This is a genomic window from Rhizobium sp. K102 (assembly GCF_022385315.1).
Taxonomy (GTDB): Bacteria; Pseudomonadota; Alphaproteobacteria; order Rhizobiales; family Rhizobiaceae; genus Rhizobium; species Rhizobium croatiense.
Window position 1 is genome coordinate 536,917 of record NZ_CP092436.1, and the last position, 14,134, is coordinate 551,050.

12 protein-coding genes and 1 pseudogene are annotated in these 14,134 nt (G+C 60.6%); 10 read left to right on the forward strand and 3 right to left on the reverse strand.

What is annotated here, in order from left to right; all coding sequences use genetic code 11:
• Positions 1-72: 72 nt before the first annotated feature.
• The gene (locus MHI61_RS08535; RefSeq protein WP_239791658.1) at positions 73-1,101 is read right to left on the reverse strand and encodes a zinc-dependent alcohol dehydrogenase family protein; all 1,029 of its coding nucleotides are present in this window, start codon (positions 1,099-1,101) and stop codon (positions 73-75) included.
• Positions 1,102-1,335: 234 nt separating this feature from the next.
• Here MHI61_RS08535 and MHI61_RS08540 point away from each other — a divergent pair, with 234 nt between their 5' ends.
• From MHI61_RS08540 to MHI61_RS08550, 3 genes are all read left to right on the forward strand, one after another.
• A complete protein-coding gene (locus MHI61_RS08540; protein ID WP_239791659.1) occupies positions 1,336-2,256 on the forward strand; it encodes a neutral zinc metallopeptidase in 921 nt (306 codons plus the stop codon).
• Positions 2,257-2,714: 458 nt separating this feature from the next.
• Complete coding sequence (locus MHI61_RS08545; RefSeq protein ID WP_239791660.1) at positions 2,715-3,959, forward strand: TCR/Tet family MFS transporter; 1,245 nt, start codon at positions 2,715-2,717, stop codon at positions 3,957-3,959.
• Between the two features lie 145 nt (positions 3,960-4,104).
• A complete protein-coding gene (locus MHI61_RS08550; RefSeq protein WP_239791661.1) occupies positions 4,105-5,508 on the forward strand; it encodes an MATE family efflux transporter in 1,404 nt (467 codons plus the stop codon).
• Positions 5,509-5,523: 15 nt separating this feature from the next.
• On the opposite strand, the gene MHI61_RS08555 is transcribed toward MHI61_RS08550, so the two are convergent.
• Complete coding sequence (locus MHI61_RS08555) at positions 5,524-5,844, reverse strand: antibiotic biosynthesis monooxygenase (protein WP_239791662.1); 321 nt, start codon at positions 5,842-5,844, stop codon at positions 5,524-5,526.
• Between the two features lie 673 nt (positions 5,845-6,517).
• Positions 6,518-7,456, reverse strand: coding sequence for an AraC family transcriptional regulator (locus MHI61_RS08560; protein ID WP_239791663.1), 939 nt, complete (start codon positions 7,454-7,456; stop codon positions 6,518-6,520).
• Positions 7,457-7,698: 242 nt separating this feature from the next.
• Between MHI61_RS08560 and MHI61_RS08565 the strand changes: the two genes are divergently transcribed.
• From MHI61_RS08565 to ugpC, 7 genes and pseudogenes are all read left to right on the forward strand, one after another.
• Positions 7,699-9,126 (forward strand): extracellular solute-binding protein, encoded by a 1,428-nt coding sequence (locus MHI61_RS08565; RefSeq protein ID WP_239791664.1) that lies wholly within the window; start codon positions 7,699-7,701, stop codon positions 9,124-9,126.
• A 134-nt stretch (positions 9,127-9,260) separates the two neighbouring features.
• Entirely contained in the window at positions 9,261-10,139 is an 879-nt protein-coding gene (locus MHI61_RS08570; protein ID WP_239791665.1) for a sugar ABC transporter permease, read from the forward strand.
• Positions 10,136-10,970, forward strand: a pseudogene (locus MHI61_RS32785) (carbohydrate ABC transporter permease). The gene MHI61_RS08570 and the pseudogene MHI61_RS32785 overlap by 4 nt, the downstream one beginning before the upstream one ends.
• 1 nt (position 10,971) lies before the next feature.
• Complete coding sequence (locus MHI61_RS08585) at positions 10,972-11,178, forward strand: DUF2160 family membrane protein (protein WP_010052171.1); 207 nt, start codon at positions 10,972-10,974, stop codon at positions 11,176-11,178.
• A gap of 4 nt (positions 11,179-11,182) precedes the next feature.
• Positions 11,183-12,223 carry an NAD(P)-dependent alcohol dehydrogenase gene (locus MHI61_RS08590; protein ID WP_239791668.1) on the forward strand — a complete coding sequence of 347 codons (1,041 nt, stop codon included), beginning with the start codon at positions 11,183-11,185 and terminating at the stop codon, positions 12,221-12,223.
• Position 12,224: 1 nt separating this feature from the next.
• Positions 12,225-12,995 carry an SDR family oxidoreductase gene (locus MHI61_RS08595; RefSeq protein ID WP_239791669.1) on the forward strand — a complete coding sequence of 257 codons (771 nt, stop codon included), beginning with the start codon at positions 12,225-12,227 and terminating at the stop codon, positions 12,993-12,995.
• A 58-nt stretch (positions 12,996-13,053) separates the two neighbouring features.
• Positions 13,054-14,124, forward strand: coding sequence for a sn-glycerol-3-phosphate ABC transporter ATP-binding protein UgpC (ugpC, locus tag MHI61_RS08600; RefSeq protein ID WP_239791670.1), 1,071 nt, complete (start codon positions 13,054-13,056; stop codon positions 14,122-14,124).
• The last annotated feature ends 10 nt before the right edge of the window (positions 14,125-14,134 follow it).

Sequence of the window (14,134 nt, forward strand, 5' to 3'; positions counted from 1 at the left end):
TATAGGCAAATGTATTTGCAAACGGAACCCCATAAATCGCGGAATCGACAAGAATCCGGATTGGCGTGAAAGCTATTTCCCGTCCGGCACGACGAGCACCCGGATTTCGCCGCCGCGCGCCGGATTGGTGATCGCTTCCGGGGCCTCATCGAGCCCGATCCGCCTGGATATCAGCGGCTCGACCTTGATCCTGCCGGAGGCGATGAGATCGGCGGCGCGGCCATGGGTGAAGGGGTTGACGAAGGAGCTTATCAGCGCGACTTCGCGAAACAGCAGATCGAAGGGTTCGATCTCGATCATGGCGCCTTGCGGCATGACGCCCAAAATGACGGCAGTGCCGCCGCGCCGGGCAAGCCGGGGCGCCTGCTGCATGGTCTCGGCCACGCCGGCGCATTCGAAGACGACATCGGCGCCGCCGGGCAGCAGTCCGTCTTCGGCGATGATGCGAGCAATGATGTCGCCGTCCCCGGGATCGGCCGTCGCGGTCGCGCCGAGGCTTTCGGCCAGCCGCCGCTTTTCGGCACTGCGCGTCACCAGCACGATGCGGGTCGCTCCGGCGAGCCGCGCTAGCTGTAGGGTGAGCAGGCCGATGACGCCGCCGCCGAGCACGATGGCCGACGCGCCAGTTTTCAGCCCGGCGAGATCGACGCCGTGAATGCAGCAGGCAAGCGGTTCGCAGAAGGCGCCGTGGAGCGGATCGAGATCAGCCGGCAGGGCGAAGGCCTGGCGTTCAGGCATGCAGACATATTCGGCAAAGCCGCCGTCGCGGTGGATGCCGATCGCCTGCAGCTTCCGGCAGAGATTGACCCGGCCGCGCCGGCATTCCTCGCAGCCGCCGCAAGAGATGTTCGGATCGCCGGTCACGCGCATGCCGGGGAGAAAATCGGTCACGCCGCTGCCGACCGCCTCGACGATGCCGGCAAATTCATGGCCGAGCGTCACCGGCGGCTTGGAAGGAAATTCGCCATGGAAGATATGGCGGTCGGTGCCGCAGATGCCGCAGGCCTCAATGCGGACCTGCAATTCGCCCGGCCCCGGCAGGGGCTTGCCGATCTCGCAGAGCTGCAATTTTCCGGTTGCTTCCAGACGTACGGCCTTCATCGGCTTGTCCTCCCGAATTCTTCTCCTGAGCAGGAAGAGCCAAAGCGGGAGTCCCGTCAAGCTTAGGGCGCCTTCTTTATCTGACGCGGGGTGCCGATCGGCTGCGCGCTCGCCACGATCGTATGCCCCAAAAGAGCTGGCCTGTCGCCCGATGAAGTCGCTGGAATTCCGGCCATCGACGGATATATCAGATTCCTGAAGTAAGAAGCATGGGCATTGTCGGGGAGAACGAAGATGGAATGGAGAGGCCGGCGTCAGTCCGACAATATCGAGGATCGCCGCGGCGATCCGGGCGGCGGCAGGTTCGGCCGCGGCGGCGGCTTCAACTTTCCTTCCGGCGGCGGCGTTCGCCGCGCCGGCGGCGGCTTGAGCATCGGCACGATCATCTTCCTCGTCGTCATCTATTTCATCTTCAAGCTGATGGGCATCGACCTGCTGCAGGTGCTCGACACCGGCAGCATGACCAGCGGGCCCGGCTACGAGCAGAGCCAGTCCGAAGGAACACGCACGCCAGCCAATGACGAGATGACCGCCTTTATGCGCACTGTGCTCGCCGAGACCGAGGATACATGGAACGGCATCTTCCAGGCACAGGGGCAGAATTACCAGGAGCCGCGCCTCGTGCTCTTCTCGGGACAAACGCAATCGGCCTGCGGCTTTGCCTCTGCCGCGACCGGTCCATTCTACTGCCCAGGCGATCACAAGGTCTATCTCGACACGGATTTCTTCCAGGAACTCTCTGACCGGTTCGGCGCTTCGGGCGATTTCGCCGAAGCCTATGTCGTCGCCCACGAGGTCGGCCACCATGTGCAGAATCTGCTCGGCATCCTGCCGAAATTCAATCAGGCCCGCCAGCGCATGAGCGAGGACGAAGCCAACAAGATGTCGGTGCGCGTCGAGCTGCAGGCCGACTGCTTCGCCGGCATCTGGGGCAAATATACCCAGCAGAGGGGCCTGCTGGAATCCGGCGACCTGGAGGAGGCGCTGAACGCCGCCCAGCAGATCGGCGACGATACGCTGCAGAAACGGTCGCAGGGTTACGTCGTGCCCGAGAGTTTCAACCACGGCACCTCGCAACAGCGCGTCAGATGGTTCAAGCGCGGTTTCGACAGCGGTCAACTGTCGGCCTGCGATACGTTCTCGGGGCCGGTTTGAGGTTGCTTCGCCAAGGTTGCGCGCGTGTAGCCCCCTCATCCGCCTGCCGGCACCTTCTCCCCGCCGGGGAGAAGAGATTCGTGGCGACGTTGCATTCCAATAGACGCGTTTGTGGTGAGAACGGAGGCTTCCCCTCGGGGAGAAGGTGCCGGCAGGCGGATGAGGGCCTCACGGCAGGGCCTTCGCTTCAGGCCCCTCGGCCCATACTTACTTCTCACTATCCATACTGCAGCATATCTTCGGGATAACGCCCGCCGGCAGCAGCGCGTCGTCGCCGTGATTGCAAGGGAGCCGACCACTTGGTCGCGTCCGGCGGTTGAGGGATTTCATGAACTTCCCGTACAGCTGCATCAAAAACTTTGAAATGTTCACGGATTGTTTCGTTTTCTTTTCTGAGATATGTCACTTGAGCGGCGACGAGATCGTCTTTTCAGAAACAATCGCTGTAGAGATGCCTCATGCTTGACCCGAAATTCGTTCGCCGCGGCCTTTTCCTGGTCTTCATCATCCTCTTCCTCGACATTATCGGCATTGCCATCATCATGCCGGTGCTGCCGGCCTATCTGGAGCAACTGACCGGCGGCAGCGTCAGCGATGCGGCAATCGACGGCGGCTGGCTGATGCTCGTCTATGCCGGCATGCAGTTCCTGTTCGCGCCGCTGCTCGGAAACCTGTCGGACCGTTTCGGCCGCCGGCCGATCCTTTTATTGTCGGTGCTGACCTTTGCGATCGACAATTTCATCTGCGGCATCGCCACCAGCTTCTGGATGCTGTTTGTCGGCCGCGTGCTTGCCGGCATCAGCGGCGGCAGCTTCGCCACATGCTCGGCCTACATCGCCGATATCAGCACCGAGGAGAACCGCGCGAAGAATTTCGGGCTGATCGGCATCGCCTTCGGCGTCGGCTTCACCATCGGCCCTGTTATCGGCGGCGTTCTCGGCGAGTTCGGACCGCGTGTGCCGTTCCTTGGCGCGGCAGCGCTGTCGCTTCTCAATTTCATCGCCGCCTGCTTCCTGCTGCCGGAAACGCTGGAAGCGAAGAACCGCCGCCGCTTCGAGTGGAAGCGCGCCAACCCGCTCGGCGCGCTGCGCCAGATGCGCCACTACCCCGGCATCGGCTGGGTCAGCCTCGTGATGTTCCTGTTTTTCCTGGCGCATGCCGTCTATCCCTCCGTCTGGTCGTTCGTCTCGACCTATCGTTACGGCTGGAGCGAGGGGCAGATCGGCCTGTCGCTCGGTATCTATGGGATCGGTGCCGCCCTCGTCATGGGGTTCGTCCTGCCGCGGATCGTGCCCCTGCTCGGCGAGTGGAAGACCGCTCTCCTTGGCCTGTGCTTCTCGGCTGCGGGACTGACCGGCTATGCCTTCGCCTGGGAGGGGTGGGTCGTCTACGTCGTCATCGTCGCGACCGTCATCGAAAACGTCGCCGATCCGCCGCTGCGCAGCATCGCCGCCGGCAAAGTGCCGCCTTCGGCGCAGGGCGAGCTGCAGGGCGCCCTGACCAGCCTCAGCAGCGTCACCACGATCGTCGGGCCGCTGATCTTCACGCAGATGTTCGGCTATTTCACGCGGCCCGAGGCGCCCGTCACCTTTGCCGGTGCGCCTTATCTCACCGCCGCCGTGCTCATCCTGCTGGCCGCCGGTGTATTCCTCACCAGGGTTAGGCTCCGTGAGCCGGCCGAGGCGCTGGAAGCGGCGGGCTGATCAATCAGAAATAGTGATGTCATGATGAATTTTTCATCATCTTCCCGTTCCGGGGTAGTTCTTTGCGAGGCTTTGATCTAAGTCCGAATGATATTTTGCCGCTTCATTACGCGGCGTTGCAGATTTCAACCACAGGACTGGTGTCATGGACACGCCGATCGACGCGCGCAGGCTTGCGCCGACAAACGATAACCGTTGGGGCGCACATTTCCGCGCAACGCTGGCGCTCGGCATTCCGCTGATCGGCGCGCAGCTTGCCCAGCTCGGCATACACACGACCGACGTGATGATCGTCGGGCGTCTCGGCGCCGAGCAGCTGGCGGCCATGGTGCTGTCGGCACAGTTCCTGTTCACGATCCTGATCTTTGGTTCGGGCTTTGCCATCGCCGTCATTCCGATGGTGGCACAGGCCTATGGCCGCGGCGACGTCGTCTCGGTGCGCCGATCGCTGCGCATGGGTCTGTGGGTGGTGATCGGGTTCTGGATCGTCGTGCAACCGGCCTTTTTCAATGCGGAACAGATCCTGCTGTTTGCGCAGCAGAAGCCGGAGGTGGCCAAGCTCGCGCACGGTTATATTCTGATCGGCCAGTTCGGCGTGCTGCCGGCCCTGCTTTTCAACGTCATGCGGGCGCTGGTTAGCGCCATCGGCAAGGCGGGCATCATCCTCAACGTCACCATCGTCACGCTGGTGATGAACGCGATCTTTGCCTATGCCCTGGTGCTAGGCCATTTCGGCTTTCCGGCGATGGGGCTGGAGGGCGCGGCAATCGTGTCGGTCGTGGTGCAGGCAGCTGGTTTCCTCTTCATTCTCGCTTTCGTCCAGGGGCGGGAGGAGACGCGCCGCTACGAGATATTCGTACGGTTCTGGAAGCCCGACTGGCATGCGCTGCTGGAAGTCATCCGGCTCGGCCTGCCGATCAGCGTCACCGTGCTTGCCGAGGTCAGCCTGTTCACGGTGGCTTCGCTCTTGATGGGCTATATCGGCACAATCGAGCTTGCCGCGCATGGCATCGCCCTGCAATGGGCTTCGATCGCCTTCATGATCCCGCTCGGCCTCAGCCAGGCGGCGACGGTGCGCGTCGGTGTGGCGCACGGGCAGGGCGATTATGACGGACTGGTGCGCTCTTCGATCATGGTCGTCATCATTGCCTGTGCGATCTCGGCGGTGGGTTCGGTGCTCTTTGCCACCATGCCGCAATTCCTCGGCAGCTGGTTTCTCGACGTCAACTCGCCCGAGGCGCCGCAAGTGCTGGCCTATGCCGGGCCGCTGATTGTCGTTGCCGGGCTTTTCCAGCTCGTCGACGGGCTGCAGGTGATCGCCAACGGATTGCTGCGCGGCCTGAAAGATGCGCGCGTGCCGATGATCATGGCGCTGATCGCCTATTGGCCGATCGGCTTCTTCCTCGCCTGGGCCTTTGCCTTCCCGCTCGGCTTCGGCGGCATTGGCATCTGGTTCGGCTTCCTCGTCGGGCTGGCGGCTGCCGCCGTCATGCTCTGCGCACGCTTCTACCTTCTCCTTCGCCGGGAAGGCGCGCCGGCCGGCGCCTGAGCCGGCCGCGTTATTTTAAGCCGCGACAGGTTTGTAGCTGGCGATATCGGCGCGAATGCCGAGACGGGCAAACATCTCCAGCGGATCGAAATTGGCGGCCTTGTGGGCGGCCGCGACGGCTGCCCGCGCACGCTCGACGACCTCGGTATTTTCCCATTCGGCAATGGTGACGAAATTGAATTCGCCGGGACCGGCGACCTGCTCCAGCACCCTGTGATCGATGAAACCTGCCTGTGCTTCCAGCAGCTTGTGGGTCATCATCACTTTGACGAGGAATTCCTCGCGCGCCGCAGCCGGCACGACGAACTTGTCGACACGATAGAAAGCTCCGCTCATCCCTTTTCTCCTGCATCGGATGTCTGCGGGGCGTTTGTAATTCCTCAAGTATGGTTGAGGTCAATATGGAAGCGAAGAGGAGCCGTCGTGTTCCAGAGTGACAACATTGCTCTCTATATCGTGGTTTCCGACAGCTGGATAGCAAAGTGCGCCAGCAGCAGTCGGTGGGGCTCGACGTGAAGGCACGACCGGCTTGGGGCCGAGACCGGAATGGCAGCTTTTGGTGGCGAGAATGCAAAAGCGGACGAGAGCTCAATAAGGCACCTCCGAACCCATTGCGCGCCCGGAGGTTCTTTGGCCGCTCGGCTAGACCTCGTCGGCTCGACGAGCCAGCGCGTCCTCGATGTCGACGCCAATGTAGCAAACCATGTTCTCGATTTCGGTGCCGAGCAAAATCGGCATGGCATGCAGATCGCCAGTCGCCCTTTAGATGATGGACGCTTTTGTCCTGCGCAGCGAGTGAGCGCTGCATTCTTCCCGCCGACGTCCCGCGGCGAATATCACTCATCAACGAGGGAGCGTATTGCCGAGTACTCATATGCCTTGAATGGTTTACCCGACTTTGAAACGCGTAGTGACGGCGCCGCCACGTCTGAAAGGAGTAGGTTTAAGTCAGGGCATAATGAAGTCCCAAGGAGAGAAGACATCTTCCCTCCTCTTTAAGTAGTATCGACTAATCGCTCGACTCACTGCACGGGCATTGATCTGTCGCTGTCTGAAGTAACGGAACGGTTCTGCGGTTGGTGAACAGTTTCCGGTATTTTGTTGGTGTTAAGTTGTGGTGACGTAGAAACACCCGGTTGAAATTTGACAGATTGCGATAGCCCACCTCGAAGCAGATGTCCGTTATCGGCAGAGAGGTATCGGTCAGTAGCTGACCCGCCTTCCAGATACGAAGCTTGTTGACGTGGTCGGTGAAGCTGTGGCCGCTGTTTTTCTTGAAGAATCGCGAGAAAGCGCTGTCGCTCATGCCGACCATGCGAGCCATATCCGGCAACCGGATGTCCTCCGAAAGGTTGGCGAAGAGATAGGCGAAGACCTGTTGGAGGGCTTCCAGCGAACCATAGCTCAGGTCCGGCACATAAGCCTCTGAAGACAGCGTATCGAACTCGTCGGTGTCCCGCAGCAGCGAGAGCAATGACAGGAAGGTCGAAAGCCGCACCGAGCCGGCCTGGAACTCCATGTCGAGTATCAGCGCCTCCGCCTGTTCCCGCGCCCGGGCCTTGAAGGAGAGCCCCCGCTGTGCGCGGGCGAGAAAGTCACGCAGCCCCGCCAGTTCCGGCAGGAAGGCCGAAGCCTGCTCCAGCTTGGCCGGCAGAAACTGGATGACGATGTCACGTCCTGGAATGCGCTCATCCGGCCCGAGCGGCGTCACCCAATCGTGCGGCAGGTTGCTGCCGATGACGGAAATATGGCCTGGCGTGAACGCGCCGACATGATCGCCTGCAAGTAGGACGCCGCTGGCGTTGGAAATATAGTGGATCTCCACCTCCGGGTGGAAATTCCAGACGTTGCGTTCCCACGGATAGTCGTCGCGGCGCCAGAGGAACAACTCGTCCGCGCCAGTCAAGACATATTCAAATCTCGCGACCGTCGGCGAAATAACAGACATGCGGACATCCTCCCGTGCCTCCCAGCATGCTCGTTGCGCTGACAATCAATATTAGATTGTGCAACGCACACAAGAATTCATGAATATATTCGGTATTTCGCGCATGAGAGTATCAGTATCGCGCAACGGCCGCGCTTGTGTCCACCCGTTCTTTCTACAACTATTGAGGTCCGTTGAGCGTGTCGGAGGAGAGTTTAGAACGCACAACCGGACCGATTTTGCGATCCAAATGGAGGAGAACAATGAACAGTTTCGTCAAAGCCGTGGGCGTCGGCTTCATTTCGCTTGGCCTTTGGAGCTCGACCGCTCTTGCTCAGGATTCCTGGTGGAAAACTGCCGCCCAGCCCTATCAGGGCGCGACCATCCGGGGCATCTCGGAATCGACCCCAGCGTCAAAATATGTCGAGCAGGTGCTCGGTCCGAAATTCACCGAAGAGACCGGCATTAAGGTCGAATTCGAGGCGACATCTTGGGACCAGATGTACGACAAGGCGATCAAGGACATGGAGGCCAATACCGGCATCTATGACTTCGTCTATATCGAGCAGGATATCGTATATACGTATCTAGCCCGCGACTTCCTGGTCGATATCACCAAGTCGTTCGCCGACAATGCAAAGATCGCTTCGCCGGACTTCAAGCCGGAGAATTTCACCACTTTCCTGAACTATTTCAAGGATCCGAAGTCGGGCAATGTCATGGGCGTCCCCATGGAAGCATTTGTCAAGCCTTACCTCTACCGCAAGGATCTTTTCGATGATCCGGCGATCCAGAAAGCCTACAAGGATTCCACCGGTGCGGATCTGAAGCCCGCCACGACGCATGACGAGTATACCCAGATCGCCAAGTTCTTCACAGAATACGGCGCAGACAAGGAACTCTGGGGAACCACCGTTCAGGCCTCGTCGAGCCACCCCGCTGCCTTCTACGAATTCTTCGAGTCAATCGCGCCGACCTTTGGCGTGTACAACTGGGGCATCGATGGCACGACCTTCGCGGCGACCGAAGCTAACGGCGGCCAGATGAACTCCGCAGCCGCGAAGAAGGCGCTCAACTACTGGGTCGGCCTGCTGAAATACGCTCCGCCGGAATCGACGTCGTCCACTTGGGACGAGGTTGCCGGGACATTTGCCGCCGGCCGCGCAGCCCAAGGCCTCGTCTACGGTGAAAACGCTGCCTGGATCGCTACCGACGAAAGCAAATCGACCGTCGTCGGCAAGGTGGGAGTGTCATTGCCTCCGGTCGAGGCGGGTGTCATGGAAGGAGCCGAATCCGGCAAAGGATATATCGGCTATTACGATGGTGGCGCGTTCGGCATCCCGCATTCGTCCAAGAACAAGGACGCGTCGCTGCTATTCCTGCAGTATATCGGTCAGGCTTCAGTGCAGACCGACTGGGCGTTGGCCGGCTCCCGCATAGTCATGAACTCGACCTACGACGATCCCAAGATCGTCGATCAGGACAAGAAGAACGGCTATTACACGCTGATGCGTGAGGACGGAAAGCTGTTCGCCGGAGCTCCGCCGTTCCCGTTCCACTCGCAAGTTCTGCAGGTAGTCGCGCCGTTCATCTACAAAGCGATCGTCGGTGAGATCAAGCCGGACGATGCGCTGGACCAGGCCGCCACCGCAGCCGAAGCTGAACTCGTGAAGCTCGGCTACCGCAAGTAAAGACCGCACCTCCCAAGCGGTGGGCGGTCGCCTTCAGCAAGGTGGCCGCCCCTTTCCTGACTGCGGTTTGCGGGCCCGCCCGCGACGCGGGTATCAAGCGAATAAGTGTCAAGGACGATCTGACGGAGCGCAGGATGAGACAATCCAACATCGGATGGCTGTTTCTAGCACCAGCCACGCTAATCCTGTTCGTTGTCGGGTTCGTTCCCTTCATCTACATTCTCTATGTCGGTCTCTTCGACTGGAACACCAACGCAGTCGACCCCACCCTGCGCTGGGCCGGCCTCCAGAATTACCGCAGCCTCGTTTTTGACACAACATTCCTGAACTCGCTTGCGCGCACGCTGATCTTCGCATTCTTCGTCGTTGTGAGCGAACTGTTGTTAGGCTATGTCCTGGCCCGCGCGCTGATGGCAGACCGCCTGTGGGGCCGGCAGTTCTTTCGCACGATCCACACACTGCCGATCGTTGTCGCGCCCATTGCAGTCGGCGCTACCTGGCGGCTGCTTTGCGTTCCGGGCTTCGGCATCGTGCCCTATTACCTGAAACTGTGGTTCGGCATCGACTACAACATCTCGACCAATGCCTATCACGCCTTCGCCACGGCGATCATCATGGACCTGTGGCACTGGACGCCTTTCGTCACGCTGTCGCTCATGGCGGGACTGACCGCATTGCCGAAAGAACAGCTCGAACAGGCGCAGATCGACGGCGGCAACAAGCTGCAGATTTTCTGGTACGTGATCGTTCCGATGTTGAAGCCGGTTCTGCTGACAACCGTCTTCATCCGGCTGATGGACGCATTGCGCTCGGTCGACGAAATCTGGATGCTCACCAAGGGTGGTCCAGCTGAGGCGACCCGGTTCATCGGCCTTCACATCTGGATCAACGTCTTTCCGAAGACCGATTACGGCTACGGTGCGGCCATGTCGCTGCTGACTCTTTACGTCACGATCGTTGTGAGCTGGCTGCTGTTCGTCGCCATGACCGGCCGCAAGGGAGGCGCACAATGAGACGCTCCGGTATAGCCTCCTTCGTTCTTTGGATATGTCTGACCATTCTGACACTGCTTCCTGTCTGGTGGATGCTGGTAGTTTCGATGCGCCCCCGCGTGAAGCTTTATTCGAAGTCGGTCCTCATCGACGATCTTTACTGGAACAATTTCCTGGCGGTGCTGAACAGCTCGACCTTCCTGCAGTATCTCTGGAATTCGCTGATCGTGGCGACATCGAACGCAGCGCTGGTGTGCGCACTCGGCCTGCTCGCGGCGTTCGGGCTGTCGCGTTACAAAATCGGCGGCGGTGACAATGTGTTTTTCTGGCTGATCACCAACCGCATGGCGCCGCCAGCCGTGTTTCTGCTGCCGCTCTTCCTGCTGTTCACTGAAGTGGTTCGTGTTCGGCGATTTCATGCTGTTCGACACGAAGATTGGCCTAATCCTGCTCTATTGCGTCTTCAACCTGCCCTTCGCCATCTGGCTCTTGAAGGGAATGCTCGACGGGATTCCGCTGGAGCTTGACGAAGCGGCGCGGGTCGATGGTGCGACAACCGGCCAGGTGCTGTCCAACGTCATCCTGCCGCTGGCGCGGCCGGGGTTGGCCGTCACCTTCATCCTGACCTGGATTTTCGCCTGGAACGAGTACCTATTCGCAGCGACCCTAACGTCGTCGGCTGACGCCAGGACCGTGACGACAGCGCTCGCTGAATATGTCTCGGTCACCGGAACGAACTGGGGCGAGATGGCGGCGATGGCGTTCCTGACCACGCTTCCGGCCCTGATCGTGCTCGGCTTCGTCCAGAAACACATCGTGACCGGCCTCACGTTCGGCGCCTTGAAAGGGTAAGATGATGGCTGGCGTTCAACCCCAGAAAACCCAACGCGACGGATTCCTGCCTATCCGAACCAACGGCTTCGACAGGGGCTTCATCTCGGTCGTGATCCTGATCCTGGTGCATCTTCTATGGATGCGCTTCCTGGAGGGCGTCTTGCCCCTATGGGTGGCGACGGTGCTCTGCTTGGCGCTGGCCGTGTTCATTATCCGAAAGGGCTGAAGACATGAGATCACTCGTCCTCGAACGCAAAGACGAACTGCGCATTCGCGACCTGGACCCGAAGGAGGCGCTCGGTCCCAGCGACGTGCGCATCGCCATCAAGACCGTTGGCGTCTGCGGATCGGACGTTCACTATTACACTCACGGCGCGATCGGCCCTTTTGTTGTGCGCGAGCCAATGATCCTCGGCCACGAAGCCGCCGGCATCATCGAAGAGGTCGGCAGCGCGGTCCAGAACCTGAAAGTGGGCGACCGCGTTTGCATGGAGCCCGGCATCCCCGACCCTCAAAGTCGCGCGTCGCGGCTGGGTCTCTACAATCTCGATCCCGCGGTGCGCTTCTGGGCGACGCCGCCCGTGCATGGCGTACTGAGACCGAGCGTGGTCCACCCGGCGGCCTTCACCTTTAAGCTTCCGGACAACGTCTCCTACGCCGCTGGCGCTATGGTCGAGCCGCTGGCTGTAGGCTTTCAAGCAGTCTCCAAGGCGAGGCTGACGCCCGGTGCGATCGCACTGGTCACGGGTGCCGGGCCGATCGGCATGGTGACAGCGATCGCGGCGCTGTCGGCTGGCTGCGCCAGAGTTATCGTCACCGACGTTGTCGACGAAAAGCTTGCCGTGGCGCGCAGGCTCGGCCCTGCCATCATGACCGTCAACGTACGCTCGCAGGACCTGAAGAGTGTCATAGCCCGCGAAACCGACGGCTGGGGCGTCGATGTCGTCTTCGAATGTTCCGGCGCGGCCGAAGTGATCGCAGACACGGCGCACCATGGTTGCCCCGGCGGCGCCATCGTCCTTGTCGGCATGCCCCTGAAACCGGTCCCGCTCGATGTCGTCATCGCCCAGACCAAGGAACTGCGCATCGAACACGTGTTCCGCTACGCCCATGTCTACCCGCGCATCGTCGCTCTATTGGGATCGAACCAGATCAATGTCGATGCGCTGATCACCGATACCTACGCCTTTGAGGATTCTGTCGAAGCGTTCGATTACGCCGTGCGACCGAAGCCGTCATCCGTGAAGATTCAGATCGAGCTTGGGAGGTAGCATGTACCTGCGGAAGTTGGATCTCAGTGGAAGAGTGGCGGTCGTCACCGGCGCGGGGCGCAACATCGGCTATGCCTGCGCTGATGCCCTATCGGAAGCGGGCGCGCATGTCGTGCTGACTGATCTTGATGAAGAGCTCGGTCAGTCGGCCGTCTCGAAGCTCGCCGCGATGGGGCGAAAGGCCGAATTCATTCGTCTGGACGTGACCGATTCCGGCGAAACCGACCGTGTCGCGGCGGCGATCGCGGCCAGGCATGGTCGCGTGGACATTATGGTCGCCAATGCCGGCATTGCTTCGCACAGCCCGGCGGAGGAGATGTCAGATGCGGACTGGCTCAGAGTCGTAAACGTGAACCTCAACGGCGTGTTCTGGAGCAATCGCGCTTTCGGAAACCTGATGCTGAAGGCGGGCAAGGGCTCGATCGTCAATATCGGTTCGATGTCCGGCATCATCGCCAACCGGCCGCAGCCGCAAGCTGGTTACAACGCCTCGAAGGGTGCCGTTCACATGCTGACGAAGTCGCTCGCAGCCGAATGGGCCGAGCGGGGCGTCCGCGTCAACGCCGTCGCTCCAACCTATATCGCGACGGACATGACGAAGACCGCCGTCGAGGGGACCGGGTGGGACAAGGACTGGATGTACATGACGCCGATGAAGCGCATGGGCGAAGTCGAGGAAATTGCCTCTGTCGTCCTGTTCCTGGCCTCCGATGCCGCCAGCCTGATGACCGGCAGCATCGTCGTTGCGGATGCAGGATACACCTCATGGTGAAGCTGCCCGTCCCGAATGATCGGCGGCCATGCCGCCACAACTGACTAAGGATTGACACATGGCGACGATCGAGCTCAACCAGGTCGACAAGCATTACGGCTCCTATCACGCACTGCGCAAGATCTCGTTCGATATAGCCGACGGTGAGTTCGTGGTACTGGTCGGTCCCTCCGGTTGCGGCAAATCCACGCTGCTGCGGTCGCTAGCCGGCCTTGAGGAGATCACCGACGGCACGATCAAGCTTGGCGGACACCGCGTCGACAACATCGCCGCCAAGGACCGTGACGTGGCAATGGTGTTCCAGAACTACGCGCTCTATCCGCACATGACCGTTCGGGAGAACATGGCCTTCGCACTGAAATTGCGCGGCGAGAATCTTGCGGATCGCAACGCCAAGGTCGACAAGGCTGCCGAGATGTTGCGGCTTACGCCCTATCTCGACCGATATCCGAAGGCGCTCTCCGGAGGCCAGCGTCAGCGTGTTGCCATGGGGCGCGCGATGGTTCGCCGCCCAAAGGCGTTCTTTTTCGACGAGCCGCTGTCAAACCTGGACGCCGCGTTGCGCGTAGATATGCGTTCGGAGATCAAAGCTCTTCACCAGCGCCTCGGCGCTACTTCCGTGTATGTCACGCATGACCAGATTGAAGCCATGACAATGGCGGACCGCATTGTAGTGCTTCGCGACGGTAAGGTGGAGCAGATCGGTGCGCCACTACAGCTTTACGACAGGCCGGCAAATACCTTCGTCGCCGGCTTCATCGGATCGCCGGCGATGAACATGCTACCGGCCACAATCGATCTCTCTTTGAACTCAGCGCGGCTCGCTGAAGGGTCGGCCCTTCCCCTTCCACAAGGCACGCGGGCGAGTAACGGCCAGAAGGTGATATACGGGGTACGTCCTGACCAGTGGATACTGTCGAACGGCGACGCGGGCGTACCGGCAACTGTCGAGTTGATCGAGCCGACGGGGGCCGAAATTCTGCTGGCAGTCCAATTGGCGGGCAAGCGGGTCTTGTGCGCCTTTCGCGAGCGCCACGCGCTGAAGCCGGGCGACAGGATACGGCTCGACGTCGATCCTGCCGCGGCTCATGTGTTCGACAAGCAAACCGAGCAAAGACTCCCGTTCTGAGCAACAGGCA

Bases quoted from the DNA above. Each gene is read 5' to 3' on its own strand.
- MHI61_RS08535 (WP_239791658.1), bottom strand. From the start codon at position 1,101: ATGAAGGCCGTACGTCTGGAAGCAACCGGAAAATTGCAGCTCTGCGAG.
- MHI61_RS08540 (WP_239791659.1), top strand. From the start codon at position 1,336: ATGGAATGGAGAGGCCGGCGTCAGTCCGACAATATCGAGGATCGCCGC.
- MHI61_RS08545 (WP_239791660.1), top strand. From the start codon at position 2,715: ATGCTTGACCCGAAATTCGTTCGCCGCGGCCTTTTCCTGGTCTTCATC.
- MHI61_RS08550 (WP_239791661.1), top strand. From the start codon at position 4,105: ATGGACACGCCGATCGACGCGCGCAGGCTTGCGCCGACAAACGATAAC.
- MHI61_RS08555 (WP_239791662.1), bottom strand. From the start codon at position 5,844: ATGAGCGGAGCTTTCTATCGTGTCGACAAGTTCGTCGTGCCGGCTGCG.
- MHI61_RS08560 (WP_239791663.1), bottom strand. From the start codon at position 7,456: ATGTCTGTTATTTCGCCGACGGTCGCGAGATTTGAATATGTCTTGACT.
- MHI61_RS08565 (WP_239791664.1), top strand. From the start codon at position 7,699: ATGAACAGTTTCGTCAAAGCCGTGGGCGTCGGCTTCATTTCGCTTGGC.
- MHI61_RS08570 (WP_239791665.1), top strand. From the start codon at position 9,261: ATGAGACAATCCAACATCGGATGGCTGTTTCTAGCACCAGCCACGCTA.
- MHI61_RS08585 (WP_010052171.1), top strand. From the start codon at position 10,972: ATGATGGCTGGCGTTCAACCCCAGAAAACCCAACGCGACGGATTCCTG.
- MHI61_RS08590 (WP_239791668.1), top strand. From the start codon at position 11,183: ATGAGATCACTCGTCCTCGAACGCAAAGACGAACTGCGCATTCGCGAC.
- MHI61_RS08595 (WP_239791669.1), top strand. From the start codon at position 12,225: ATGTACCTGCGGAAGTTGGATCTCAGTGGAAGAGTGGCGGTCGTCACC.
- ugpC (WP_239791670.1), top strand. From the start codon at position 13,054: ATGGCGACGATCGAGCTCAACCAGGTCGACAAGCATTACGGCTCCTAT.